This is a genomic window from Franconibacter pulveris (genome assembly GCF_056780215.1).
In genome coordinates this window covers 3,347,165-3,372,205 of sequence record NZ_CM165555.1, presented here as the reverse complement: position 1 = coordinate 3,372,205, position 25,041 = coordinate 3,347,165, and the positions used below count along the sequence as shown (strand labels likewise).

Genomic DNA, 25,041 nt, shown 5'->3' with positions numbered 1-25,041 from the left:
TGTTTGCGTTGGGTATGAATAATGACAATTCAGATAGCATAAGTAATTTTGACTGAGTTATATAATCCAGTAACTAGAGAGTGAACATGCCATATACACTTAAACATTTTCCTGAATGCTACCCCAGACCTAAGCCTCTGAAATTTTCTCGTTGGCTTATTGCCCTGGTTGCCATGCTTTCGGTCAGTGTTATATTAATGCGTATATTTGGGTGTTATGTTGAAAACCTGTATTTTTGGAAATTTGCTTTAGGCGTGCCTATTGTTTTGTGGAGTGTTCCGTTTACTTCTTGTCTGCTTCTGTGGGCATTGCAGGATAGCAAAGCAAATGCTTTCGACAAACAGCGAGAACAATGGATCCTTCAAGAAACCCGTAAGGCACGGCGTGCACTGCAGGTGCTGAATGCAACTTTTATTACCGGCCATTCATCAATTACTCAGAAAGATACGGCCATTGCAATGCAAAACAACGATAGCATTATTGTTTCACAGGTCGACCGGGATGGTAATGAAAGCTCCAGAATGAGCCAAATTTCTTCTAGCCCGCAGGACTCGCTAAAATTCGTGATAACAAATATTTTTTCGAAGTTGATTGCTGACCTTCCTTTTGCACAGTTCCCTGACAAAGTTCGACTGGTTGTAGTTTTTGATATAACAACATCTCTGCCTCCAGAGAATATTCGCCATTACTGGGATGAGGCATGGCAAAAGAACAATATTACTCTTCCTGTTGAATATGGTGAAGGGAGTGGTCTCAGGGTAATTGACCGCTGGTTGAATGAACGTATTAAAGATAAAGCAATGTTATTGATTGTGGGTCTCCAGTTTAATCCTGCCGTTTCTGACAACACAGCTGAGGCCGGTGTAGCACTGCTTCTTGGCAACCGCCTGACGCAAGAGGCACTCGAACCTCTCGCGTTGCTTCACCGGCCAGATGCTGCTCCATCAGGTGAACTGAGGGAGGGGATGAACATGGCTGCCTGGAACGTCCCGCTCAAAGAAAATATCGTGAAAAATTTATGGCTTGCCGGTCTGACGGGTGAGCAGCGGGCAGAAGTTATCGAGTGCCAGAATGCACACCCTGCGCAGTCTGTAGAGGACAAAGCCGTCGTTTCGCTCGATATATCCATGGGACATGCCGGAGCTGCAGCCCCCTGGCTGGCTATCGCTGCCGCCACTGAAATCGCCCGACAAACTCAGTCACCACAGATGATTATCTGCGGTGATACCACACAGAATGTGCTTTGGAGCACGCTCATTACCCCGATTGCTTCCCGACAGGAGATGGATCCGTGAAGCTACCTTTAGCACCGAAGACTACGGAAGGCCGCTATCTTGCTGTCGTATTGATTTTCTTTTTGCTGTTAGCCGTTATGACGTTCATGATCTGGAAACATCCAGATATTGCCGGGATTGAAGACGGTAGTCAGCAGCAAATTTACTGGCTTATCGCCAGCGTATGTATTTCAGGCTGCGCCCTTATCGTATCCGTGGTGCTCCTGGCGGCGGTACGTAGTGCCGGTAAGCAGGAGTTTAATGCGCTTGTCGCCAATACCAACGGTGATGATGAGAAAAAGAAACGGGAAAATGATAAAGCGCCTGTTCACCCCGCGGTGGCCATGTGTGACAAGATTCGGGGACATCTCCGCTCCCGTATTGGCCTTTACTGGCGTCGTAAAACCCGTCTGTTGTTAATCACTGGCGATGAGGCGGCAATCGAACAGTTGGTACCTGGCCTGCAGGAAAACCAGTGGCTTGAAGGTAACCGTACCGTGCTGATTTATGGCGGCAGCCTGACAATCGAGCCCGATCGCGAAAAATACACCGCGCTGCGTAAACTGCGCCGCGGACGCCCACTGGACGGGATTGTTCGGGTATTGCCGCAGTCGCTGACTCTGACCCCGCACATCAGCGACAGCGATTTACGCGGACTGGAAAAGATCAGCGAGTTACTGCGTTATTCCGCCCCGGTCTGGCTGTGGCAACTGTGCGACAGCAAATGGTCGCAGGCAAAACGCACTGAACAGACGGTAGGGGCCGCTTTCCCGCTGCGTGCTAAGCCTGACGATATTACCCGTCAGCTTGAGTTGATGCTGCCTGCATTGCGTACGCAGGGGGTGAGTCAGGTCGCTGAGAACAACGGCCACGACTTCCTGCTGCGCCTTGGCCAGTACCTCAAAGACGGCGGTATCGCCCGCTGGGCTCAGCAACTTGTGCCATGGCTGCACTCTTCTCAGCAGCGCGTTCCGCTGCGTGGCCTGATGTTCAGCCTGCCGGAGAATAAACCCGCCGCTATCGCAGGAAAAACAGCCGGTGCTGTACCTGCCGACGCTGAGAAATATATCCCGGAATCACAACGCCATGCGCTGACCCTGCCGGTGACCTGGCAGGGGATCGTTGATGACTGTACCCGCGTGCGTGGCCGCCGTGTCGGTATGGCGTGGGAACAGACGTTTGCCTGGACGTTGATGGTCATTATCGGTGTCTGGGGGGCGGGAACACTGTTGTCGTTTGCGGTCAACCGTCTGCAAATTGTCTCTGTGGCGCAGCAGGCGCATGCTCTGGTGGAGCATCCTTCCGTATCGGATTATCAGCTCACGGCTCTGCATACGCTACGTAATGACGCCGGTCGTCTGCAGCACCGCATTCAGGATGGAGCCCCCTGGTACCAGCGCTTCGGTCTGGACCATAACCAGCAGTTGCTCGACGCGATGCTGCCGTGGTACGGCGTGGCAAACAACCACCTGATACGCGATCCGGCAAATACTGCCCTGACGCAAAAACTGACAGAGCTGGTCAATTCAGCGCCAAACAGCGACCAGCGGGCACAGCTGGCGAAGCCGGGTTATGACCAGCTGAAAGCCTGGCTGATGATGTCCCGTCCGGATAAAGCCGACGGCGCGTATTACGCACAGACCATGAAAACCGTGCAGCCGACGCGAATGGGCATTTCAACCGGTCTGTGGCAAAGCCTGTCGCCGGATTTATGGGCGTTTTACATTTCCGAACTGCCTGAGCAGCCGCAGTGGAAAATCACACCGGATGCGCAGCTGGTGAGCCAGAGCCGCCAGGTACTGTTGCAGCAGATAGGACGGCGTAATGCTGAAAGCACACTGTATGAAAATATGCTCAAGTCAGTGCGTCGTAACTTTGCCGATGTATCCCTGGAAGACATGACCAGCGGTACTGATGCGCGGCGACTGTTCACCACCGAGGAAGTGGTGCCAGGCATGTTTACCCGCCAGGCGTGGGAAGGGGGCATTCAGCAGGCTATCGAAAAGGCCGCAAATTCCCGCCGGGATGAAATTGACTGGGTGCTGAGTGACAGCCGAAAAGCGGTTTCCTCAGACCTGTCACCGGAAGTCCTGAAAGCACGTCTGACGCAACGTTACTTCACTGACTTTGCCGGCAGTTGGCTGAGCTTCCTCAACAGCTTGCGACTTAATCCGGCAAACAACATTGCGGACGTTACCGACCAGCTGACGCTGATGAGTGATGTCCGTCAGTCGCCACTGATTGCCCTGATGAATACCGTCGCCTGGCAGGGGCAGACCGGCCAGCAACGCGAAGGCCTTTCGGATTCCATCATCAAATCGGCTAAAGATCTCGTAGGCGGGAAAGACAAACCTGCGATTGACCAGTCTGCGCCAGGGCCGCAGGGACCGCTGGATGAAACCTTTGGCCCGCTGCTTCAGCTTCTGGGTAAAAACAAAGGCAGCAATGTGATGTCGGCTGACAACTCGCTGAGCCTGCAGACGTATCTAACCCGCATCACCCGCGTGCGCCTGCGCCTGCAACAGGTGGCCAGTGCTTCTGATCCGCAGGAGATGATGCAGACCCTGGCGCAGACCGTATTCCAGGGCAAAAGCGTGGATCTCACCGATACCCAGCAGTACGGAAGTCTCATCTCTGCAAGCCTTGGCGAAGAGTGGAGCGGTTTTGGCAGCACGATGTTTGTGCAGCCACTGACCCAGGCCTGGGAGACCGTGCTTCAGCCGTCGGCGGCGAGTCTGAATGACAAATGGAGCCGCTCCGTGGTGGCGAACTGGCACACCGCCTTTGACGGACGTTTCCCGTTTGCCGCCAGCAAAAGTGATGCTTCTTTGCCGATGCTGGCTGAATTTGTGCGCAAGGACAGCGGACGTATAGAGCGCTTCCTGACGACAGAGCTCAACGGTGTGCTGCACAAGGAGGGCAGCCAGTGGGTACCGGATAAGGTCAACAGCCAGGGGCTGAGCTTTAACCCGGCTTTCCTGCGGGCCATTAATCAGCTGAGCCAGCTGTCAGACATTCTGTTCATCGATGGTAGCCAGGGCATCAGTTTTGAGCTGCAGGCGCGCCCTGTACCACAGGTGGTCGAAACACAGCTGACCATTGATGGACAAAAGCTGCACTACTTCAATCAGATGGCCGACTGGCAGAGCTTCCGCTGGCCGGGAGAGACTTACAAGCCGGGGACGATGCTGACCTGGACCACGGTCAACGCTGGTGCGCGCCTGTTCGGGGATTACAGCGGGACCTGGGGCTTTATTCGCTGGCTGGACCAGGGCAAGTGTGCGCAGCTTGACCGCAGCCAGTGGATGATGAGCTTTGCCGCCCCGGACGGTCGCACCCTGCAGTGGGTGCTGCGCTCGCAACTCGGAAAAGGTCCGCTGGCGCTGCTGGATCTGCGCGGTTTCACGCTGCCGGATCAGATATTCAGTGTCGACAGCGCGGCCACCGCGCAGGCGCTGATGGCCAGTGCCGGAAACAGTGACATGGAGGGAGTCGAATAATGAGCACACTGCAGAATCTGGTCGCGATCTGTCAGGCTGACGACGCGCAGCTGCGGCAACAGACGCAGGCACGCACGGAAAACTGGCAGCCCTGGCTTGCTCCGGTAAGTGATGCCAGTCCGACGGGAGAAGACCCCGGCTATGACGATGATTTTCAGCGTATCCGGGAGGAGGTCAATAAACTTTCCGGCATCGATACCGGGTTGATTTGCACGCTTGCCGAAAAAGTGTTGACCACTACAGCCAAAGATATCCGGGTTGCCACTTACTACTGCTGGGCACGTCTGTACCAGGACGGGGAAACCGGATTTGCCGAAGGGCTTGAACTGCTGGCGGGGTTGATACAGCGCTATGGAACGCAGCTTCACCCTCAGCGCGAGCGGAGCCGTAAACCGGCGCTGGAGTGGCTCGCAGGCTCCCGGGTTCTGGACAGCCTGTCACTCTGGCCGGAAGTGGCACGCGACGATGCACTGCGCACTGCCGGTGCGCTGTTGCTCATCCACGACAGTCTGGAGACAGAGCCGGAGGCGTCACGACCAGAGCTGAATGCCCTGTACAGCGCCCTGGAATCTCGCCTGATAAAAGCCGGTGGCGTGGATGCCGTGGTCCCGCAGAACGCCGGTAATAAGGCTCAGTCACAGACCTCCACGCACACGACCGAGTCAGACGTGCCAGTTCTGAACCGCATTACCTCCGGTCAGGATTTGCTGGCTCAGGCCCGTACCCTGACCGGATATCTGCGTGAGCAGCCCGATGGCTGGCTCGCCGCACACCGGCTGATGAAAAGCCTGCGTCATGACACGCTGAGTGCTATTCCGGCACCGGATGCCGAAGGGAAAACCCGAATAGAGCCGCCGCGAGCTGACCAGCGGGCGATGCTAAAACGCCTGTATCTGCAGCAGAGCTGGCTGGAGATACTGGAGCAGGCGGACAGCACCTTCTCGCGTGGCGCCAATCACCTCTGGCTGGATTTACAATGGTATATCCACCAGGCCCTGGTGAAGTCGGGGCAGGATGTACTGGCTGATATCATCGCCGCCGACCTGAAAGGGCTGCTGCGCCGCCTTATCGGGCTGGAAACCCTGGCCTTTAATGACGGTACGCCGTTTGCCGATGAGGTCACGCTGAACTGGATAAATCAGAGCGTGCTGGACGATATGTCCGGCTGGCGGGATGAGCCGGTTAGTGCCGTCGGTGAGAGGGATAACGATATCCTGGCGCTCGAGCCGGAAGCGCTGGAGAAAGCCGACACAGACGGTCTGGATGCCACTCTTCACTGGCTGCAGACCCGCCCGGGCACCGACGCCACAAAAGACAAATGGTTGCTGCGTTTGCTGATGGCCCGAGTGGCTGAGCAGAAGGGCAAGAATGAACTGGCGCTGCATCTGCTGGGTGAGCTCGACAGTGCCGCACAGTCCATCACCCTCACGCAGTGGACACCGGCGCTGTTGTTTGAAGTGAAATCGCGTCGCCTCAGACTGCTGCGCATGAAAGCCACGCGCAGTGAAACCGAAAAATCACGGCTTCAGCCGGAAATGGACTTGCTTTTGTCCGGTCTGATTGCGCTCGATCCGGCCAGCAGTGCTGTGCTTTGTGGGTAATCAGGACTGAATTAAGGGAAAAGGGAAACGTATGGGAGCTGAAGGCTTTTACCTGGTGCAGGGCGACAAGACGACCTGCGGCGGGAAAATCACCACGGGCGCAGAGGATCACACGTTGTTTGATAAACCTGTTGCCCGGGAGCAGGACAGTGTGACCTGCGGTAAACACGCCGGGCTTTACAGGATAGCCGGCGGCATTGATAACGACACCATCCATGGCAGGCGAATGGCTGGCACGCTCGACAGCTACAGTACCTGCCCCTGCAAGGCGAAGTTTATTCCGTCGATGATGGATGATACGTACGAGAAGAGTGGAGACAGTGCAAATTCCGCAGGAGGAACAACGACAGCGGCAGCCACAGCCATTTCATCAGCAACTACTCCGACAGTAACGACTACCGGGCAGTCGTCAGATCTTAAGAGTAAGCTGCATTGTCAGCATACTGACGGCGCTATAAAGGTTGCTGACTATATACTCAATGAAATCAAAACCAATGTCAGAGGTCGAATTGCAAATGTTATAAGAGGTTATATCGATGATGAAACTATAAAGAACGCAAAAAAAGAATGGGATAACCTACCGTTTTACGCGAAATTAGCTCCTCGTCCTGAGCCTCATCTATCTGAAGCTATAATTGTTTGGTATCAAACAGTGAAAACAGGTTCAGTGTGGGATCATAAGCCAAAAATTCGTGATATGTTTGGTTCAGTAGCTGTTGCTCGTCCACTTCCACCGCCAAGTAGAACTCCGTCTAAATCGTATTATCATAAATTTAAGCAATATGATTATTTTTATGATGTATGGTCAAATATTCATTATGGTTATGTTGGCTTAAGTGTCGGTTTTAGCGAATGGGAACTGTTAAAAGGTTCATCCTTAGAGCAATATATGACTCCAGGTGCCGAGGGTGATGATACATTAGATGATATAACCAGCATGAAAATCGGCTTTTCGTTGTACCACAGATTTGGGAAAATGGCTGACGCCTTAACAGCCCAGGACATTCTGGACGCACTCGATAACACGCCACAAACATCAATGCCAGTGTCCAAACAGAAACACTGGTGTTGGAATGAAGATAATCCTGATGAAATTGGGAAATAAACATTATGAAAAAAACCTTGATTTTGATGTTTATTTCTTTATTGATTTTTCTCGGTGTGGTTCGTATTATTCCTCTCAGGCCCGTTGTTATTATACAGAATGACACAAATGAAAATTTATATTTGCAAGCTGATGAGAGCTTGTTTGGTATAGAACCAGCGCCAGAAGAAGTTGATAAAATAATGAAAGCCCGCCCTGATATTATTGTTCCTGGAGGAGAGCTGAAGTTAACTACATCTTTCTTTTCTGTAATTTCAGAGGGGTATGAGCTTAATGTCGGCTGGCTAATTGGGGGGCGCTATGCATATAACTCCACTGGCGGTGGTGGTCAGAATTTTCTACTTTCTTCAAAAACAGGCGTGTGTTCGGCACAGTTAACAATAAAGCCTGGGCACAATAACCTCGAGATTATTAATGAAGTGGGTGGGATATGCCTAAAAAAACTTTCCCCTATCAAAGAGAAATATTAAAGCTACCAGAAGTTTCGTTAATATGTTAAATGAAAATGAACAGAATAAGGAAAAAATTTAAATCAGTTGCGGTAACTCGGCCTTTGGAATCAAAACAAATGTCAGAAAGCTACTATCATAAATATAAAGAGTATGATTTTTACCTTGATGTCTGGTCAAATATCCATTACGGATATGTGGGGCTAAGTGTCGGGTTTTCTGAAGATCTATTATTAAAAGGCTCTACTTGGGAACAAAATATGACCCCGGGTGCTATGGGTGATGATACTCTGGATGATATTACAAGCATGAAGATTGGTTTTGAGTTATACCACCGTTTTGGTAAGTATGCTGAAAAACTTGCTTCTCAGCATATTCTTGATGCGCTTGTAAATACATCAACGAAAGGTTTTTCAGAGTCCAGAACTGATCATTGGTGCTGGAATGGGAAGAGTCCTGAGCGGATTAATATGCCTGCGGAGTTTCAATGATAAAAAATACTGTTGTCATTCTCTTTGTATTGTGTTGTTTTGTTATATTTGCTAATTACCTTAAGCCTTCTGTAAGTATATATAATAATTCAGGTGATGTTGTTTACCTATACAAAGGCACAGGCGTGAAAAAGGTTGAACCTGATATTGAACAGGCTGAGAATTCGATGAGGCCTGTTTTGATAAATAATGATGGACATGAGGAAATCATTCTATCTTGGCAGGATCTTAATTTAAATAATGGTCAATTATACCTTGGGTGGAATAATAAAAACCAGAAGGGTTCAGCTGCTATTGTTAGCGGTGGCAGGATTTTTGATATTACTTCAAATGTTGGTTACTGTTCATATAATGTGTACATTGGACATGAAAGTGAAACGATTGAACCATTGAAGGGTGTTATGTGCTTTAAAAAATTAAATGTATCACCAGAAAAATAAATTGAATTAACCTAAAAAAGTAACAGGGGAAAAGGGGTGAGTTACATTTGGAATCCTCCGTTCAAAAAGCATAGCGTTGGAATGCAGATGACCTGGAGAAGAGTGAGGACTTATTCTGGAAAATAAAACACTTCTGATTTCCATTGCATTCTTTTAAGACGATTGGTGCTAGTTGTTCACTTCGTTTCGGCATAACTTATTGTTACCATTAAAAAACAACGTCAATAAACCTCTGTTCGTATATGCAAGTGAGGGTATCTATGTCGTCGACTCTGAGTCTATGAAGGTTGAGCGAATTGCAAGGGCAAAACCTGAAGTAATAGCATTATGAGAGAAAAATAAATTCACCACTTTAATTGTATCTCTGATTAAAAGAAGTTCAGCAATCGATATCAGCTAGCTGTTAGTTTTAATATAAATTAACTGAAGTTGGAATCCCCAGTATTTAATTAATGATAAGAATATAACTATATGGATGATTTAACCCTGCGTTATTACGACGCTGAAATGCGCTACCTGCTGGAAGCTGGTGAAGAGTTTTCCCGTGCTCACCCCGAGCAGGCAGCAATGCTCAATCTCGATAAAGCGGGTGCGCGCGACCCGTACGTGGAACGCCTGTTCGAGGGCTTTGCCTTCCTGATGGGCCGGTTGCGTGAGAAGCTTGATGACGACCTGCCTGAACTGACCGAAGGGCTGGTCAGTCTGTTGTGGCCGCATTATCTGCGCACCATTCCGTCAATGTCGGTGGTGGAGTTCACCCCCGACTGGCGCGCAATGAAAGAGCAGATGCGTATTGTGAAAGGCTTTGAGGTGAACTCGCGGCCGATCGGTGAGAAGGGCACTCGCTGTCGGTACACTACAACCAAAGAGATTACCCTTCAGCCGTTGTCGCTGGAGCGCGCCCGCCTGTCGACTGACTCTGACGGGCGTTCGGTCATCACCCTGCGTTTCAGTTGCAGTCATCTTGCCGACTGGAGTCGTGTCGACCTCAGCCAGCTCCCGTTCTACTTCAACGCCGATGCACCGCTGGCCTGCGCCATGCATGAAGCCTTTACCATGAACACTGCGCGCCTCTGGCTGCGGATGCCGGGTGACATGGACAGAAGACCGCTCGACGGGTATTTCACCGCGCTGGGATTTGGTGATGATGACGACCTGTGGCCGAAGGGAAGCAGCAGCTTTAGCGGCTATCAGCTGCTGCTGGAGTACTTCACCTTCCGTGAGAAATTCATGTTCACGGGGCTATGTGGACTGGATACCGCAGCCTTTCCGGCTGAGCTCCCATGGTTTGAAATCGACGTGGTGCTGGCGGAGCGCTGGGAACATGACTTCAGCTTTACTGAAAAACATCTGCGCCTGAACTGTGTGCCGGTGATTAACCTGTTCCCGCTGGAATCTGACCCGTTAACGCTCAACTCTCTGCAGACCGAATACATGCTGCGCCCGATGCGCGTGCAGGATGGACATACCGAGATATACGCGGTGGATTCGGTGATGTCGTCGAGCCAGCATACCTACGTGCCGTTCTCGAGCTTCCGCCACAAGGGTGGGATGATGCGCCATGAAGCCCCGGAGTATTATTACCATACCCGTGTGCGCCGCGGTCCGTCCGGGCTGCATAACACCTGGCTTATCCTCGGCGGCGAAGCCTTTGATAACCACACGGTGCCGGAGGATGAAAGTCTGTCGTTGACGCTCACCGGCACCAATGGCCAGCTGCCACGACGTGCGCTGCAGAGCACGGTGCTCGATACGGTGATGAAAACCACCTCGACCAGTATTGCCGTCCGTAACCTGTGTGCGCCGACGTTACCCTGTTATCCCCCGGCACAGGATCGTTTTCACTGGCGTGTGCTGAGTCATCTTGGCAGAGGCTTCCTGTCGATGATGGACAACGCTGAAGTGCTGCGTGGCACCCTGGCGCTGTACGAGTGGACCGACAGCGAGATGAACCGTCGTCGTCTGGAAGCCATCATTGATGTGAAGCACAGTGAAACCGAGCGCTTCGAGCAGGGCTACCTGGTGCGCGGCGTGCAGATTGAAGTGACGCTGGACAGCCACGGCTTTGCCGGACGCGGCGACATCTGCCTGTTTGGTGAGATGCTGAGCCGCTTCTTTGCGCTGTATACCGATATCTATCTGTTTAACCGCCTGATTATCATACTGCAACCGACCGGAGAACGCCTGGAATGGGAAGAGAAGCACAACCGCCGTATTCCCGGCTGACCCCGCGCCTGGAGGCTGACCTTAATCGGATAAACTTTTACCGTTTCTGCCAGTTACTGGAGAAACTAAATCCGGACCGGCCGTTGATGGGCTCAACCAGCCATCCCGCAGATGACACGGTGCGGTTTGCGCCACATCCGGGGATGGGCTTCCCGGCCAGCGAACTGAAGGCTGTCGAATATGACGAGTATGATGACAGCAGGCCACCGCTCATCCGTACGACCTTTATGGGGATGTACGGTGTCGATTCCCCCTTACCAACTGCGTACCTCGATGACATCACCCAGCGTCGCGAAGGGCACGAGGCATTGCAGGGCTTTCTGGATATCTTCAGCCACCGCATCCTGACGCAGTTTTACCGCATCTGGCGTAAATACTCTTACCCGGCGACGTTCGAGCCTGGCGGCACCGACAGCATTTCACAGTCACTGCTTGGCCTGGTGGGGCTGGGCATTCCGGGCACCGCAGAGCACATCGCCACTCCGGTATCACGCTTTCTGTCGCTGCTTGGCGTACTGCAGCAGCCGGGCAAAACCCAGGAGGGCATGCAGGCGCTGGTGACCCTGCTGGCTCCGGATACCACCGTACAGGTCAGTCCGTACTGTTTGCGTCCGGTGGAAGTCAGTCAGCCTCTGGGTTTTCATGGCGATGATGATTTTCTCCTGGATGGTAACACGCCGCTCGGTGACGAGACGATGGATGCCAACAGCCAGCTACTGGTAGCGTTGTCCACCGATAATGAACAGGAAGCGCAGGGCTGGAAACCGGATGGCCTGCTGTATCAGGATTTTCTGGTGATGCTGAGGGTGTATCTGGGCTGGCGCTTTAAGGCAAAAATCACCCTTACCACCGCCACTCCTCTGTTGGCCCCGCCGCCGCTCGGCGAAGGCCCATTCTGGCTGGGGATGAATGGCGTTCTGGGCGCGGAAGACGAAGACCTCCCGGACGATATCCCGCAGACCTTTACGACGGAACTGGGCTATTACACCGGCCTGCAGCCCGCGACACCACAACAAGGAAACCGACGTGTTACGTACAAGTTTAACTAAATCTGCCGGCTTACTGTTACCGCTGCTGGCCTTCAGCCTGACGGGCTGCGGGGCGACCCAGGGCATCACCGATGGCGCAAAATCGACGTTTAACAGCGTGTTCTATAAAAAGATTAAGGTGCTGCACCTGGATTTCACCGCCCGTGAAGCGCTGAACACGGATTCCCGCGAAAGTAACTCGCTGTCTGAGCCGGTGGTGGTTCGTGTCTGGCAGCTGAAAGACCGCAAAACCTTCGATAAAACGGTCTACCAGCAGCTCCTCAAGGATGGCGACACCGTACTGAAAGCCGACCTGCTCGCGATCCGGGATGTTGTGGTGAAACCTGGCGGTGATGCAAATCTTGATATGCCAATGGAAGAAGACGCGCAGTTTGTGGCTGTGGCAGGGCTGTTCCGTCACCCGGATATGGTCAACAACACCTGGAAGCTGGTGATAGGGCGCGAAGACCTTGACCCGGATAAGCCGCGCATTCTGGAAGCCGGTAACAATCATCTGATTCTGCAACCTCTCAAGGATGAATGATGCCCCAGGGACACAACACACCTTCACTGTATGAAATGCTGACCGGCAACTTCACCGGCGGCCTCGATCTTCACCAGGTCAGTGAAGAAAATCAGGTCATCCTCTCGGTACTGGACAACATGCAACGGATCCTCAACTGCCGCGCCGGCACGCTTAAACATCTGCCGGACTATGGCCTGCCTGACATGACTAAAATCCTGCAGGGTATGCCGGGTACGGCCCATGAACTGATGGGCATATTGTCTGCCGTACTGCTCAGATATGAACCCCGTCTGAAAAAGGTAGCCGTTGTCCTGCTTGAACAGGACGTCCCCGGTGAGCTTCGCTATGCCATTGACGCTGAACTCAAAGGGGTTGGACTGGTGCGCTACGGCACAGAGTTTATGCCGGAAGGGCGGGTATTGTTACGGCATCTGAAACAACAGCATTATCTCGACACGACAACCCGCCGCCGTCCCGTTCAGCAGAAAGCGTCAGGTTGATATCCTGGAGTTTCGTCTGCGAATGGAGCGGCTTCAGGAGCGAATGGACGAGTGACTGGCGGGGACTAAACAGAATGTGCAGACGTTACTGCATTCATCACAGGCCCGCTGGTGGAGGGCGAGGCTTTTTCTATTCCTGTTACTCGGGTTAGATGATCATGGATGTAAAAAGAAATAAAACATGGCGCAAAGATACCCATCCTGCAGGTATCGTTCTGGTCACTATTGGTGTTCTGGCCTGGGGCGTTTATGCAGCTGTAAGAGCCTTAATCAATCGTAATGAGCGGCTTAGTGACTCTGTATCTGAGCCGCCAGGCGCCCTGTTTGTTGATTGCTGTTGCGATGGTACTGCGAATTTTAAGTTACCGGGGCTACAGGAAGAAAACGACAGCGCGTGAACAGGCTGTGTCAGGTCTCGCTCAGAAAGAGAACATTTGAAGAGACAGTGCCTACCGAAGCGGCCCGAGGTATAGATCTCAGACGTTTATCCATTCACGTTGAATTGAGTAGGCATGGATTTATGGCGGATCGCCGGGCTGAGAGTTTGCTGCTGATTATAGGGGGAGAGTGAATTCAGTAGAGGTCAGGAGGGGTATCGATGGCGTCCCCTGCAGGAATCGAACCTGCAACTAGCCCTTAGGAGGGGCTCGTTATATCCATTTAACTAAGGGGACAAGGCGGCGTTAGTATACCGATTTTTACCCTCGCGTTAAGGGCCACGCCGCCTGTTTGTTCACTCTGTCGCCAATGCTCAACGCGCCGCGCGTCGCGCCTCCTGCTCTTTTTGCGCGATAACCCGCTCGCTTTTCGCCTGCGCGTTGGCTTTCTCTTTTTTCTGCGTCGCCATGTCGTTGCGAATTTGCGCATGGCTTAACAGCGCAAAAATAAACGTCCCGCCGCAAATGTTGCCGGCAAGGGTCGGCAGGGCGAAAGGCCAGAAAAAGTCGCTCCAGTGAATGGTGCCGTTAAACACGAGGTAGAGAATTTCCACCGTACCCACGACGATGTGCGTCGTGTTACCCAGCGCGATAAGCCAGGTCATCAGGATGATCACCAGAATTTTCGCCGCGCCCGCCGCCGGGAACATCCAGACCATGGTGGCGATGATCCAGCCGGAAATAATCGCGTTGGCGAACATCTCGCCTGGTGTGTTCTGCATCACTTCCATACCGATAGAGACAAACGCATCGCGCGTCGCTTCGTCGAAAATCGGCATAAACTCAAACGCCAGCGCCGCAAGGCCGGTGCCGATAAGGTTACCGAACAGCACTACCCCCCACAGGCGAAACAGCAGCTTGAAGTTCGTACTGGTGGGTTTGTGCATCACCGGCAGTACCGCCGTGACGGTGTTCTCGGTAAACAGCTGCTGGCGCGCCATAATGACGATAATAAAGCCGAAGGTATAACCCAGGCTCTCCAGCAGGAAGCCGCCGGGAATGCCTTCCAGATGCACATGAAAAATCCCTTTCGCCAGCAAAGAGGCGCCCATTGAAAGCCCTGCTGCCACGGCGGACCAGAGCAGCGCCATCGCGTCGCGCTCCAGCTCTTTCTCCCCGTCCTGACGAATATGTTCGTGGATAGCCATCGCTCGCGAAGGCAGCTCTTCTTCATTCACTTCTATCTCTTCGCCGCTCTCCTTCTCTTCGCTTTCCACCTTCAGTTCATCGCTGGATTCGTCGATTTTATCTTCGCCAATTTTGTCCATAAGAGCTCTCCACGTAAAATATCGCTATCACTAAGCGTAGCGCTTTTATGCGTTTTGCCCGCAGATGAGCGAAAATTCGGACGATTATTGATCCTGAACCGAAGATTACTTCTTTTGGAGTACCCCTCATCGCCGCCCCGGATTTCTGGGCAGCGCCGCAGCTGTGCTATTATGCCGCCTCCCTGTAATAGAAGGAGCCGCGCGCCCATGCTGGAAGCACACCATCTCACCTGCGTTCGTGACGAACGCGTCCTGTTTGAAGCGCTGAGCCTGACCGTTCAGCCCGGTGAGATAGTGCAAATCGCAGGCGTCAACGGAGCGGGAAAAACCTCGCTGCTGCGTATTCTTACCGGCCTCGCAACCCCCGAATCGGGAAAGGTCTGCTGGCAGGGCGAACCCATCCGCCGCCAGCGCGACGTTTTTCATCATCAGCTTCTCTGGCTCGGCCACCAGCCCGGCGTGAAGGCGGTGCTCACCGCCGATGAAAACCTGCGTTTTTACCATCCGCGACTGTCGCAGGATGCGTGCTGGGCGGCGCTTGCTGCGACAGGCCTGGTCGGTTATGAAGATGTGCCGGTAGCGCAGCTCTCCGCCGGTCAACAGCGGCGTGTGGCGCTGGCCCGCCTGTGGCTGAGCGACGCCGCGCTGTGGGTGCTGGACGAACCCTTTACCGCGCTCGATGTCGCCGGCATCGAAACGCTGACGCGCCGCCTGGAACGCCACGCCTCACGCGGCGGCGCGGTAGTGCTCACTACCCACCAGCCCTTGCGCCCTGTGAGCTGTCCACTACGCTGTATTACGCTTAATGCGCCGGAGGCGGCGGCATGATGTGGCAGGTCTTTCAGAGAGAGCTTCGTCTGGCGCTGCGCAAAGGGGCGGAGATAGTCAACCCGCTGTGGTTCTTCCTTATCGTCATTACTCTTTTCCCGTTAGGCATTGGCCCGGAGCCGCAGATGCTCTCGCGCATCGCGCCAGGCGTGGTTTGGGTGGCGGCGCTGCTCGCTTCGCTGCTGGCGATGGAGCGGCTGTTCCGCGACGACTGGCAGGATGGCTCGCTGGAGCAGCTTATGCTGCTGCCATTGCCGCTGCCGGCAATGGTTGTCGCGAAAGTGGGCGCTCACTGGGTGGTCACCGGTCTGCCGCTGATTGTGCTGTCGCCGCTGGCCGCGCTGCTGCTGGGGCTGGATATGCGAAGCGCCATGACGCTCACGCTGACCCTGCTGCTGGGCACCCCGACGCTGAGTTTCCTTGGCGCCACGGGCGTCGGATTGACGGTGGGATTGCGGCGCGGCGGCGTGCTGCTGAGCCTGCTGGTGCTGCCGCTTACCGTACCGCTGCTGATTTTCGCTACCGCGGCGGTGGAAGCGGCGTCAATGCATATGGCGGTGAACGGTTATCTGGCGATTCTGGGCGCGTTTCTGGCGGCCAGCGCCACCTTAAGCCCGTTCGCGACGGCGGCGGCGCTGCGAATCAGTATTCAATAACAACAGCCCGGAGCGGGCATGATAAGTTTTGTGAGCGATAACCATGTGGAAAGCGTTACATCAGTTGGCTAAACCGGAGCGGCTCTACGCGCTCTGCGGCCGTTTTATCCCGTGGCTGGCGTTGCTGAGCGTTGCGCTGCTGGCGGTAGGCTGCGTCTGGGGCTTTGTCTACGCCCCGGCAGATTATCAGCAGGGGCAGAGCTATCGCATTATGTACCTGCACGTACCGGCGGCGATGTGGTCGATGGGCATTTACGCCTCGATGGCGATAGCGGCGTTTATCGGGCTGGTCTGGCAGATGAAAATGTCAGATCTGGTTGCGGCGGCGATGGCGCCGGTCGGCGCGGTCTATACCTTTATCGCGCTGGTGACCGGCTCCGCCTGGGGCAAGCCGATGTGGGGAACCTGGTGGATCTGGGATGCGCGGCTCACCTCCGAACTGGTGCTGCTCTTCTTATATGTTGGGGTTATCGCGCTCTATAACGCTTTTGACGATCGCCGTCTCGCAGGCCGCGCGGCGGGCATCCTGATTCTGGTCGGCGTGGTGAACCTGCCGATTATTCACTACTCGGTGGAGTGGTGGAACACCCTGCACCAGGGCTCTACCAATATGCAGCAGACCATCGACCCCTCTATGCGTATGCCGCTGCGCTGGACCATTTTCGGCTTCCTGGCGCTTTTTGTGACGCTGACGCTGATGCGTCTGCGCAATCTTATTCTTATTCAGGAGCGTCGTCGCCCGTGGGTGGCGGCGCTTGCCAGCCGGAAAGGAGCCGTGCAATGAATTCCGCTTTCCACAGCTGGGGCGAATTTTTCGCCATGGGCGGCTACGCCTTTTACGTCTGGCTGGCGGTCGCTTGTACGCTTATTTCGCTTGCGCTGTTGGTGGGGCACACCCTCTGGCAGCGCCGGGCGCTGCTGGCGCAGGTGCGTCAGCAGCAGGCGAGAGAACGCCGCATTCAGGCGGCGCGGCAGACAAAAGTTAAGGAAGCATAAGTGAACGCTCGTCGTAAAAATCGCCTTTATCTCGCTGTCGCGGTACTGATGGGGTTAGGGCTCACTATCGCGCTGGTGCTTTATGCGCTGCGCTCGAATATCGATCTTTTTTATACACCTGGCGAAATTCTGTACGGCAAAGGCGAAGCGCAGGAAAAACCCGAGCCGGGGCAGCGTCTGCGCGTCGGCGGCATGGTGATGCCAGGCAGCGTGCAGCGCGACAGCAAAACGCTGGAAGTGCACTTTAAGCTTTACGACGCCCGCGGCGTGATAGACGTAAGCTACACCGGCATCCTGCCGGATCTCTTTCGCGAAGGGCAGGGCGTCGTGGCGCAGGGCGTGCTGGAAGCGGGCAATCAGGTGGCGGCCAAAGAGGTGCTTGCTAAACATGATGAGAACTACACCCCGCCGGAAGTGAAAGCGGCGATGCAGGAGAACCACAAGCGCCCGCCGGAAGCTTATAAGGATAACCACTCATGATGCCGGAGATTGGCAACTACCTGCTCTGCCTTGCGCTCGGCGTTTCGCTGTTGCTGAGCGTCTACCCGCTGTGGGGCGCCGTGCGCCAGGACACGCGTTTAATGGCGCTTGCCCGCCCGCTCGCCTGGCTGCTCTTTTTCACGATCCTCGGCGCGTTCCTTACCCTGGTGCACGCTTTTGTGGTGAACGATTTCACCGTGCAATACGTAGTGAGCAACTCTAACCGCGAGCTGCCGGTCTGGTATCGCGTGGCGGCCACCTGGGGCGCGCATGAAGGGTCGCTGCTGCTCTGGGTGTTGCTGATGAGCGGCTGGACCTTCGCCGTGGCGATTTTCAGCCGCGGCATGCCGCAGGACGCGGTAGCGCGGGTGCTCGCCGTGATGGGGATGATAGCCTTTGGCTTCCTGCTTTTTATCCTCTTTACCTCCAACCCTTTCACCCGCACGCTGCCCGATTTCCCCATCGACGGGCGTGACTTAAACCCACTGTTGCAGGATATCGGTCTGATTTTCCATCCGCCGCTGCTCTATATGGGGTACGTGGGTTTCTCGGTCGCTTTCTCCTTTGCTATCGCCTCGCTGATGGCCGGGCGGCTGGATACCGCCTGGGCGCGCTGGTCGCGTCCCTGGACGCAGGCGGCGTGGGTCTTTCTCACCATCGGCATCGTGCTTGGCTCCGCCTGGGCCTACTATGAACTGGGCTGGGGCGGCTGGTGGTTCTGGGACCCGGTGGAAAACGCGTCCTTTATGCCCTGGCTTGTGGGTACGGCGCTGATGCATTCGCTGGCGGTAACCGAAAAGCGCGGCAGCTTCCGCGCCTGGACGGTGCTGCTCGCCATTACCGCCTTTTCCCTTTGTCTGCTTGGCACTTTTCTGGTGCGCTCCGGCGTGCTGGTTTCGGTACACTCGTTCGCTTCCGACCCGGCGCGCGGCATGTTCATCCTTGCGCTGCTGGTGATTGTGATTGGCGGTTCGCTGCTGCTTTACGCCGTGAAAGGCGGGCAAGTTCGGGCGCGAGTGAGCAACGAACTCTGGTCGCGCGAATCTTTCCTGCTTGGCAACAATGTGCTGCTGGTCGCCGCCATGCTGGTGGTTTTACTCGGCACGCTGCTGCCGCTGGTGCACAAACAGCTGGGGCTTGGCAGCATTTCCATTGGCGAGCCGTTCTTTAACACGCTCTTTAGCGCGCTGATGGCGCCGTTCGCGCTGCTGCTTGGCATCGGGCCGCTGGTGCGCTGGCGTCGGGACGAGCCGCAAAAGCTGGTTAAACGGCTGGCGGTGGCGCTGGCGGCGACCGTGGCGTTTTCCCTGCTGCTGCCGTGGCTGATGCAGGATCGCATTGAGGCCATGACGGTTGTGGGTCTGCTGATGGCAGGCTGGGTGCTGGTGCTGGCGCTGATGGAACTGCACGAGCGCGCCACGCACCGCCACGGTTTCTGGCGCGGCCTGGCGACGCTTTCGCGCAGCCACTGGGGAATGGTGCTGGGCCATGTGGGCGTGGCGGTGACGGTGGTCGGCATCGCTTTTAGCCAGAACTACAGCATTGAGCGCGACGTGCGCATGAAGGCGGGCGACAGTATCGACATTCACCAGTACCACTTCGTCTTTCGCGATGTGCATGACGCCACAGGCCCCAACTGGCGGGGCGGCGTGGGCATTATCGATGTTACCCGCAACGGCAAACCCGAAGCCACGCTGCATGCCGAGAAACGCTACTACAACAGCAGCCGGATGATGATGACCGAGGCGGCCATCGACGGCGGCCTGACGCGCGATCTCTACGCCGCCCTTGGCGAAGCGCTGGATGACGGCAGTTGGGCGGTGCGGCTTTATTACAAACCTTTTGTGCGCTGGATCTGGTACGGCGGCGTGCTGATGGCCCTTGGCGGCCTGCTCTGCATGCTTGACCCGCGCTACCGTCTGCGTAAAACCCTGAAGGAGGCGCAATGAAGCGCAAGGTGTTGTTTATCCCGCTGATCCTCTTTCTGCTGCTGGCGGGCGCGCTGCTCTGGCAACTGGTGCGCAACGCGGGGGGCGATGACCCGACCACGCTGGAATCCGCCCTGATTGGCAAACCGGTGCCGGTGTTTCGCCTGGAGTCGCTCAACGAGCCGGGCAAAATTTACGACCAGGCGGTGCTGACGCAGGGCAAGCCGCTGCTGCTTAACGTCTGGGCGACCTGGTGCCCTACCTGTCGCGCCGAACACCAGTTTTTAAACGGCCTTGCCGCGCAGGGCGTGCGGGTTGTCGGCATGAACTATAAAGATGACCGCCGCAAGGCGGTGAACTGGCTGAACGAATTGGGCAATCCTTATGCGTTGAGCCTTTACGACGGCAACGGCATGCTGGGGCTGGATCTGGGCGTTTACGGCGCGCCGGAAACGTTCCTTATCGACGGCAACGGCATTATTCGCTACCGCCACGCGGGCGATCTCAACGATCGCGTCTGGCAAAACGAGCTTAAGCCGCTGTGGGAGAAATACAGCAAGGGGGCGGGGGCATGAACCGCATTTTCGCGCTGTTTGTCGGCCTGCTTTTGAGCCTGAGCGCCTGGGCCGCCATCGACACCTATCAGTTTAAGGATGAAGCGCAGGAGCAACAGTTTCGCCAGCTTACCGAACAGCTGCGCTGCCCGAAATGCCAGAACAACAGCATTGCCGACTCTAACGCCATGATCGCCGCCGACATGCGCCAGAAGGTCTACGAACTGATGCAGCAGGGGCAGAGCAAGCAGCAGATAATCGACTATATGGTGGCGCGCTACGGCCATTTTGTGACGTACGAACCGCCGGTGACGCCGGGCACGATTATTCTCTGGCTGCTGCCCGCCTTGTTTGTTTTCGGCGGCGCAGTGATGATTGTTCGCCGCAGCCGTAAAAGAGCCGCGCAGGGCGCGCTCAGTGAAGCGGAACGCCAGCGGCTGGCGAAGCTGCTCGATGAAAAAGGGAACCTGCCATGACGCTGCTGATTACTGTCATCGTTGTTTTATTGGCGGCCGTTTCGGCGTTGCTCTTTTTCCCGTGGGCCGGGCGCCCGGCGGTCGATCGCGATACGCTTAACCGCGCCTTTTACCGTTCGCGCCTGCGCGAGCTGGAAGAGGAGAAAATCCCCGGGCGCGAAGAAATGGTGGTGGAGCTGCAACAAAGTTTGCTTGCGGACATTCCCGACCAGCAGCCTGCGAAACACCGCCCCTTCGGCCGTCTGGCGCTGCTGCCAGGCGTCATTCTGCTGGCGGCGGTCAGCATTGGCGCTTTTATCAAAACATCCAGTCTGTCTCACGTGCTGGAATGGCAGCAGGTTACGCAACAGACGCCAGCGCTTATCCAGCGGGTGATGGACCCGGACGCGAAACCGCTGACGATGGAAGAGATGGCGCGCCTGGGGCTTGGGCTGCGCACGCGCCTGCAGGATGACCCGCAAAACGCCGAAGGCTGGATGATGCTTGGGCGCATCGGCATGGTGCTGAACAACGCCTCTACCGCCACTGCCGCCTTTGAGCGCGCCTGGCGGCTGGCGCCGGATAACCTTGACGCGAAGCTCGACTATGCTGAAGTGCTTACCCGTTCGTCGGATGCGGAAGATAACCAGCAGGGCGAAAAACTGCTGCGGGAGGTGCTTTCCCAGCAGCATACCAATATCCGCGCGCTCGGCCTGCTCGCCTTCAGCGCTTTTGAGCAGCAGCGTTATAAAGAAGCGATTGGCGCCTGGCAAATAATGCTGCGCCTGCTGCCCGCTGACGATGAGCGCCGCGCGGTTATCATGCGCAGCATCGCGCAGGCGAAAGTAGAAAGCGGCATGGACAACGCGAAAGTGGCTGTTAAAATCACGCTGTCGCCGCAGGCGGAAAAAGCCTTGCCCGAGAAGGGGATAGTCTTTGTTTCCGTCACTGATGGCGTTTCAGCAGTGCCTGTCGCGGCAAAAAAATTGCCGCTGGGACATTTTCCGCTAACACTTACTCTTGACGATACCAACGCCATGATGCCGGACAGGCTGCTTTCCTCGGTGCGTCAGGGAATTATTAAAGTGCATATTTCGCAGGCGGGCACGCCCGCACCGCAGACGGGGGACTGGACAGGCCAGAGCGCGCTGATTCAGTTCAATGCTTCCACGCCGGTGGAAGTTGAGGTTTCGCAGCCTCAACCCTGAGCGCGACGACTTTACAGGGAGACTGAGATGAAATTTCGCCTGACCGGGCTTGCTCTGGCCGCCACGCTGCTGGCGGGCTGCGCCAGCTCTTCGCAAACGGAGCAGGGACGTTCGGACCCGTTCGAAGGGTTCAACCGCACCATGTATAACTTCAACTTTAACGTGGTGGACCCGTACGTACTGCGCCCGGTAGCGGTCGCCTGGCGCGATTATGTGCCGCAACCTGCGCGCAACGGCCTGAGCAACTTCACCGGCAACCTGGAAGAGCCAGCGGTGATGGTGAACTATTTCCTGCAGGGCAATCCTTACCAGGGGATGGTGCACTTTACCCGCTTCTTCCTCAACACCCTGCTGGGGATGGGCGGCTTTATCGATGTGGCGGGCATGGCGAATCCGAAGCTGGCGCGCGAAGAGCCGCACCGTTTTGGCAGCACGCTGGGCTATTACGGCGTGGGCTACGGTCCTTATCTGCAATTGCCTTTTTACGGCAGCTTTACGCTGCGTGAAGATGGCGGCGACGCGGTGGACACGCTCTATCCGGTGCTCTCCTGGCTGACCTGGCCGTTGTCGGTCGGAAAATGGGCGGTGGAAGGGGTTGAAACCCGTGCGCAACTGCTGGATTCCGACGGCCTGCTGCGCCAGTCTTCGGACCCCTATATTCTGGTGCGAGAAGCTTACTTCCAGCGTCATGACTTTATCGCCAATGGCGGTAAACTCAAGCCGCAAGAGAACCCGAACGCCCAGGCGATTCAGGACGATCTCAAAGAGATTGATGCTGAATAAGCGGTTGCAGGATGTGAAAAAGGCGAACTCCGGGTTCGCCTTTTTTATCGGCGCCGGTTGAAACCAGGCCGTTTTTGCAGGGCAGGTAATATTCCCACGCAAAAGAAAAGGCGAGCCATCGGCCCGCCTTTTTTGATAAGTAAACCGCTATCAGAACGCGTAGTTGAAGTTCACGCCATACAGCCAGGCTTTACCTTCAGATTTGAAGGTATACGGGCCTTCGGTGAATTCCACGTGCTGACCGTGCATATAAGAAATGCCAGCATCCACGGAAGCATCTTTATTGAAGGCGTAAGTAGCGCCGGCGCTCAGCCACAGACGATCCTGGTCCGGAATGGAGATGGAGCGGTGATCGGCCGGGACCGGGCTGTCGTCAAACGCGATACCAGTGCGGAAGGTCCAGTAGTTGTCCATGTAATAAGTGGTGCCCAGCGCGATGCGGTAAGCATCCCTGAAGTTCTCTTCTTTCTGGAACAGCGTCTGGCCGTTGCTGTTGGTCGCCTTCAGCTCCTCAAACTGGCTCCAGCTGGTGTAGGTCAGGCTATAGTGTACGGCCCACTGCGGCGCCACTTTGTTATAACCGGAGATTTCCCACATTTCAGGCAGGTTCAGCGTCAGCGCGCCGCCCGTAGTACTGCCGCCGGTGCCGTAAGGCAGACCCAGGCCATAGGCGGCGTTAATCGGGTTAATCGCCGCAGGCAGGCTGCTCTTGTAATCGCCGTCAAAGTCGATTTTGATTTCAGAACGGTAGGTAAAGCCGTAGCGGTTATCTTTATCCACTTCATAAAGGATGCCCGCGTTCCAGCCAAAGCCCCACTCATCGCCCTTCAGATAGGCGATTTGAGTATCCGAACTGATGCCGGCCGCCTGAGCTGCAATAGCGCGCGCAGTCGCTGCAGGAATAAGACCCGCCTGCGCCTGTCTTGCAATGCCGCCAGCAAGCAGCTGCGGCAGATCGCCTGCGTAACGTTCAATCTTCGCGCGCGCATAAACCGCGTCGAAGCCCACGCCGAAGCTCCAGTGGTTGTCCAGGCGATAGGCGCCGCTTAAGTTAAGGTTAATGGTTTCGAGGTCGGTATTGCCGCCCACGGAGCCGGCGGCGTAGCTGTCGTCATATTCCGTCGCCAGACCGTAGTTAGAGGTCACCGACGCGCCCCAGCCAAACTGCTCGTTAATCGGCGCCACGAAATGCAGGTTTGGCACCCAGGCGGTCGGCGCGATATTGTCCGCGTCCAGGCTGCGGCCAGTCTGCGAACGGCCGGAGACGTTGACATCCGGGTCTACGAAGATGGCGCCGCCGGAGAAGGTCGGGCGGTCGAACATCATAATCAGCGCCGGGTTGCGGCTCGCGTTGCCCGCATCGTCGGCGATAGCGCCTTCCCCTGAATAGGCACGGCCCAGGCCAGAGGAAGAAAATTCGTTTAGCTGGAAACCTGCAGACCAGGCTTGAGAAGAGACGATTGCCACTGCGACCGCGAGAGCAGACTTGGTAAACAGGGTTTTCTGGCTCATGACCATAACCTCATCCATTTATTATTTTTAAATAATGTTACCTAAGGTAACAGGAGCGCGAAGTGTAGGGTCTGAGGTACGGCTTACAAATCAGACCAGTGGCGAGAGTATAGGTCCGACCAGCCAATATGTTGCAAGTATGTTTATAACATTTTTCAATTGTGATCTTCGAAACGCGATCCCGTCTGCAAAATTCGAAGCGGCGTCGATCATCAGGTTGGGTGAATTTTGCGTTAGATCATTTTTAATTGTGATTTCGGTCACTTATCGCCGCTTAAACAAAGTTAATGTGGAGGGTGAATTTCCGGCAGCGTAAAATAACCGCATCGTTTTTGCGTTATTAAAAGAGGAAATCACAATGAGTAAATGCAGTGCTGATGAAACCCCGGTTTGTTGCTGTATTGATGTGGGTACCATCATGGACAATACCGATTGTACCGCCTCTTACAGCCGCGTATTCGCAAGCCGCGCCGAAGCAGAGGAAACCCTGGCGGCCCTGACGGCGAAGGCCCGTGAAGTGGAGTCGGAGCCGTGTCAGGTCACGCCGCGCTTTACCGACGTGGAAGGTGGCGTACAGCTGGATATTGATTTTGTTTTTGCCTGCCAGGCTGAAACCATGATTTTCCAGCTCGGCCTGCGGTAACCCCTTCTTCTTAAAACGCCTTCTTTTTACCAGGAAGGCGTTTTCTTTTGCCCCTCAATTCGTGTTTCGCCTCGCACTTTTTCCTCTCTCCGATTGGCTCAATGTAAATTTTTGGTTAAGAATGTTATCAGGTCAGACCACTTTTGCGCTTTA

Annotated in this window: 25 protein-coding genes and 1 tRNA gene; 23 read left to right on the top strand and 3 right to left on the bottom strand. The window is 55.3% G+C overall.

Annotation, left to right across the window (positions count from 1 at the left end):
• The first annotated feature begins 86 nt into the window (after positions 1-86).
• From ACU4F7_RS15910 to ACU4F7_RS15855, 12 genes are all read left to right on the top strand, one after another.
• A complete protein-coding gene (locus tag ACU4F7_RS15910; RefSeq protein ID WP_481637321.1) occupies positions 87-1,295 on the top strand; it encodes a hypothetical protein in 1,209 nt (402 codons plus the stop codon).
• Positions 1,292-4,774, top strand: coding sequence for an ImcF-related family protein (locus ACU4F7_RS15905; RefSeq protein ID WP_481637320.1), 3,483 nt, complete (start codon positions 1,292-1,294; stop codon positions 4,772-4,774). The genes ACU4F7_RS15910 and ACU4F7_RS15905 overlap by 4 nt, the downstream gene beginning before the upstream one ends.
• Positions 4,774-6,375, top strand: a complete 1,602-nt coding sequence (tssA, locus tag ACU4F7_RS15900; RefSeq protein WP_481637319.1) for a type VI secretion system protein TssA — start codon at positions 4,774-4,776, stop codon at positions 6,373-6,375. Before ACU4F7_RS15905 ends, tssA begins: the two co-directional genes overlap by 1 nt.
• A gap of 31 nt (positions 6,376-6,406) precedes the next feature.
• Positions 6,407-7,480, top strand: a complete 1,074-nt coding sequence (locus ACU4F7_RS15895) for a polymorphic toxin type 44 domain-containing protein (RefSeq protein WP_481637318.1) — start codon at positions 6,407-6,409, stop codon at positions 7,478-7,480.
• Between the two features lie 5 nt (positions 7,481-7,485).
• A complete protein-coding gene (locus ACU4F7_RS15890; protein ID WP_481637317.1) occupies positions 7,486-7,950 on the top strand; it encodes a hypothetical protein in 465 nt (154 codons plus the stop codon).
• Between the two features lie 29 nt (positions 7,951-7,979).
• Complete coding sequence (locus tag ACU4F7_RS15885; RefSeq protein ID WP_481637316.1) at positions 7,980-8,420, top strand: polymorphic toxin type 44 domain-containing protein; 441 nt, start codon at positions 7,980-7,982, stop codon at positions 8,418-8,420.
• Entirely contained in the window at positions 8,417-8,860 is a 444-nt protein-coding gene (locus ACU4F7_RS15880; protein ID WP_481637315.1) for a hypothetical protein, read from the top strand. The genes ACU4F7_RS15885 and ACU4F7_RS15880 overlap by 4 nt, the downstream gene beginning before the upstream one ends.
• 471 nt (positions 8,861-9,331) lie before the next feature.
• Positions 9,332-11,086 (top strand): type VI secretion system baseplate subunit TssF, encoded by a 1,755-nt coding sequence (tssF, locus tag ACU4F7_RS15875; protein ID WP_481637314.1) that lies wholly within the window; start codon positions 9,332-9,334, stop codon positions 11,084-11,086.
• Positions 11,050-12,135, top strand: a complete 1,086-nt coding sequence (tssG, locus tag ACU4F7_RS15870; RefSeq protein ID WP_481637313.1) for a type VI secretion system baseplate subunit TssG — start codon at positions 11,050-11,052, stop codon at positions 12,133-12,135. Before tssF ends, tssG begins: the two co-directional genes overlap by 37 nt.
• Entirely contained in the window at positions 12,113-12,658 is a 546-nt protein-coding gene (gene tssJ / locus ACU4F7_RS15865) for a type VI secretion system lipoprotein TssJ (RefSeq protein ID WP_481637312.1), read from the top strand. Before tssG ends, tssJ begins: the two co-directional genes overlap by 23 nt.
• Positions 12,658-13,140 carry a type VI secretion system baseplate subunit TssE gene (gene tssE, locus ACU4F7_RS15860; protein WP_481638744.1) on the top strand — a complete coding sequence of 161 codons (483 nt, stop codon included), beginning with the start codon at positions 12,658-12,660 and terminating at the stop codon, positions 13,138-13,140. The genes tssJ and tssE overlap by 1 nt, the downstream gene beginning before the upstream one ends.
• Before the next feature lie 158 nt (positions 13,141-13,298).
• On the top strand, positions 13,299-13,538 hold the full coding sequence (locus tag ACU4F7_RS15855; RefSeq protein WP_481637311.1) for a hypothetical protein: 240 nt from the start codon (positions 13,299-13,301) through the stop codon (positions 13,536-13,538).
• Between the two features lie 201 nt (positions 13,539-13,739).
• Here ACU4F7_RS15855 and ACU4F7_RS15850 read toward each other — a convergent pair.
• Together ACU4F7_RS15850 and ACU4F7_RS15845 are read right to left on the bottom strand one after the other, a co-directional pair.
• Positions 13,740-13,814: transfer RNA gene (locus ACU4F7_RS15850), tRNA-Arg, on the bottom strand.
• Between the two features lie 77 nt (positions 13,815-13,891).
• Complete coding sequence (locus ACU4F7_RS15845) at positions 13,892-14,845, bottom strand: formate/nitrite transporter family protein (RefSeq protein ID WP_029593492.1); 954 nt, start codon at positions 14,843-14,845, stop codon at positions 13,892-13,894.
• Between the two features lie 207 nt (positions 14,846-15,052).
• On the opposite strand from ACU4F7_RS15845, the gene ccmA reads away from it, so the two are divergent.
• Genes ccmA through mlaA form a run of 10 tightly spaced genes read left to right on the top strand, consistent with a single transcriptional unit; the run spans position 15,053 to position 22,733 of the window.
• The gene (ccmA, locus tag ACU4F7_RS15840; protein WP_481637310.1) at positions 15,053-15,673 is read left to right on the top strand and encodes a cytochrome c biogenesis heme-transporting ATPase CcmA; all 621 of its coding nucleotides are present in this window, start codon (positions 15,053-15,055) and stop codon (positions 15,671-15,673) included.
• Complete coding sequence (ccmB, locus tag ACU4F7_RS15835; RefSeq protein WP_029593490.1) at positions 15,670-16,329, top strand: heme exporter protein CcmB; 660 nt, start codon at positions 15,670-15,672, stop codon at positions 16,327-16,329. Before ccmA ends, ccmB begins: the two co-directional genes overlap by 4 nt.
• A 43-nt stretch (positions 16,330-16,372) precedes the next feature.
• Positions 16,373-17,113, top strand: coding sequence for a heme ABC transporter permease (locus ACU4F7_RS15830; protein WP_029593489.1), 741 nt, complete (start codon positions 16,373-16,375; stop codon positions 17,111-17,113).
• Positions 17,110-17,325, top strand: coding sequence for a heme exporter protein CcmD (gene ccmD, locus ACU4F7_RS15825; RefSeq protein WP_481637309.1), 216 nt, complete (start codon positions 17,110-17,112; stop codon positions 17,323-17,325). The genes ACU4F7_RS15830 and ccmD overlap by 4 nt, the downstream gene beginning before the upstream one ends.
• Positions 17,326-17,805 (top strand): cytochrome c maturation protein CcmE, encoded by a 480-nt coding sequence (gene ccmE, locus ACU4F7_RS15820; RefSeq protein ID WP_024558513.1) that lies wholly within the window; start codon positions 17,326-17,328, stop codon positions 17,803-17,805.
• Positions 17,802-19,754 (top strand): heme lyase CcmF/NrfE family subunit, encoded by a 1,953-nt coding sequence (locus ACU4F7_RS15815; protein WP_029593486.1) that lies wholly within the window; start codon positions 17,802-17,804, stop codon positions 19,752-19,754. Before ccmE ends, ACU4F7_RS15815 begins: the two co-directional genes overlap by 4 nt.
• The gene (gene dsbE / locus ACU4F7_RS15810; protein ID WP_029593485.1) at positions 19,751-20,308 is read left to right on the top strand and encodes a thiol:disulfide interchange protein DsbE; all 558 of its coding nucleotides are present in this window, start codon (positions 19,751-19,753) and stop codon (positions 20,306-20,308) included. The genes ACU4F7_RS15815 and dsbE overlap by 4 nt, the downstream gene beginning before the upstream one ends.
• Complete coding sequence (locus ACU4F7_RS15805) at positions 20,305-20,763, top strand: cytochrome c-type biogenesis protein (protein ID WP_029593484.1); 459 nt, start codon at positions 20,305-20,307, stop codon at positions 20,761-20,763. The genes dsbE and ACU4F7_RS15805 overlap by 4 nt, the downstream gene beginning before the upstream one ends.
• A complete protein-coding gene (gene ccmI, locus ACU4F7_RS15800) occupies positions 20,760-21,950 on the top strand; it encodes a c-type cytochrome biogenesis protein CcmI (RefSeq protein ID WP_481637308.1) in 1,191 nt (396 codons plus the stop codon). The genes ACU4F7_RS15805 and ccmI overlap by 4 nt, the downstream gene beginning before the upstream one ends.
• Positions 21,951-21,977: 27 nt before the next feature.
• Positions 21,978-22,733: a phospholipid-binding lipoprotein MlaA gene (mlaA, locus tag ACU4F7_RS15795; protein ID WP_029593482.1), complete on the top strand. Its 756-nt coding sequence runs from the start codon at positions 21,978-21,980 to the stop codon at positions 22,731-22,733.
• 150 nt (positions 22,734-22,883) lie between these two features.
• On the opposite strand, the gene fadL is transcribed toward mlaA, so the two are convergent.
• Positions 22,884-24,245, bottom strand: a complete 1,362-nt coding sequence (fadL, locus tag ACU4F7_RS15790; protein ID WP_481637307.1) for a long-chain fatty acid transporter FadL — start codon at positions 24,243-24,245, stop codon at positions 22,884-22,886.
• A gap of 358 nt (positions 24,246-24,603) precedes the next feature.
• Between fadL and ACU4F7_RS15785 the strand changes: the two genes are divergently transcribed.
• The gene (locus ACU4F7_RS15785; protein WP_029593480.1) at positions 24,604-24,888 is read left to right on the top strand and encodes a YfcZ/YiiS family protein; all 285 of its coding nucleotides are present in this window, start codon (positions 24,604-24,606) and stop codon (positions 24,886-24,888) included.
• The last annotated feature ends 153 nt before the right edge of the window (positions 24,889-25,041 follow it).